The organism is Myroides sp. C1519 (genome assembly GCF_038039755.1).
Lineage (GTDB): Bacteria > Bacteroidota > Bacteroidia > Flavobacteriales > Flavobacteriaceae > Flavobacterium > Flavobacterium phaeum_A.
The window spans coordinates 1-1,496 of the sequence record NZ_JBBPHM010000047.1 but is presented as its reverse complement, the minus strand read 5'-3'; the positions used below and the strand labels follow the sequence as shown (position 1 = coordinate 1,496).

1 pseudogene is annotated in these 1,496 nt (G+C 31.2%); it reads left to right on the top strand.

The features are described from left to right. Positions 1-81 precede the first annotated feature (81 nt). Positions 82-1,439, top strand: a pseudogene (locus tag AABL81_RS13495) (IS3 family transposase). Positions 1,440-1,496 lie beyond the last annotated feature (57 nt).

The window sequence follows — 1,496 nt, the reverse complement described above, 5'->3', positions numbered from 1 at the left end:
CTGTAAATCGTCAGCAAAAAGTGGACAATTAATGTGCTTAAAATAAGATAGTGTTTTCAATAAAATGATAACTTTATAATTATGGGAAGAGTCAGTAAGAAAACACCAGAAAGTATGGTAAAGGATATCCGTAAAAATACGCGTAGACTATTTACCTCAGAACAAAAAGTATTGATTGTAATGGAAGGATTACGAGCAGAGCTTTCTGTATCAGAACTATGTAGAAAGTATTCTATCACTCAAGCTCAGTTCTATAAATGGAATAAAGAGTTTTTAGAAGCAGGTAAAAAACGATTATCTGGTGATATTACAAGGGAGGCTACCAGTGATGAAGTAGCAGAGTTACGCAAAGAAAATGCAAAACTAAAAGAGGTAGTTGCAGATTTGGTATTGCGTTACGATATTGTAAAAAAAACCTTAGACATGCTGGAATAAATGAATTATATCGCAAGTATATGAGACTAACAGCAGCAGAGAAATATGAGCTAATCCAAACCGTAACCACAAGTGAATTGGGAGTTAAAAAGACTCTTGAAGAGTTTGGCATTCCTAAAAGTAGCTTTTATAAATGGTATAAACGTTACTTAGAAAAAGGGTATGATGGATTAGAAAAGAGTAAAAGAATAAGTAATCAACAATGGAATAGTATTCCTGAGAGTCAACAAAACTTAGTTGTTGAGATAGCTTTAGAATATCCTGAATTATCTTCACGAGAATTAGCATATAAAATTACAGATGAACAAGGTATCTATATCTCAGAGTCCAGTGTTTATAGAATATTAAAGAAGAGAGATTTAATACCCGCTCCAAATCATATTCTAATAGAAGCATCTAATGAATTTAAAGATAAAACACAGTTTGTACATCAAATGTGGCAAACAGACTTCACATACTTTAAAATTATTGGATGGGGTTGGTATTATTTAAGCACGATTTTAGACGATTACAGTCGCTATATTATTCATTGGGAACTATGTGATTCTATGGAGGCTAATGATGTAAAAAGAACCGTAGAAACAGCTATAAACAAGGCAAAACTCAAATCAAAAGCAAAACCTAAGTTATTATCTGATAATGGACCTTGCTACATCGCAAAAGATTTAAAAATCTTTTTAGAGAATGATATGAAAATGAAACAGGTACATGGTAGGCCTCTACATCCTCAAACACAAGGAAAAATTGAGAGATATCATAGAACAATGAAAAATGTTGTAAAACTTAATAATTACTATCATCCTGAAGAGCTAATAGAGGCTATTGAGGTTTTTGTAGAAAACTACAATAATAACAGGTATCACGAGGCTATTAGTAACCTAACTCCTAAGGATGTCTATTATGGTAATTCAGATAAAATATTAGAAAAAAGAGCTGTATTAAAACAAGAAACTTTAACTAAAAGAAGGCAGTTGTATAATCAACAAAAAGTAATAAATTTATAACTAATACACTATCTTATATTTACGTGCTAAAAGTCTACATTAGTTTGAAGACATACA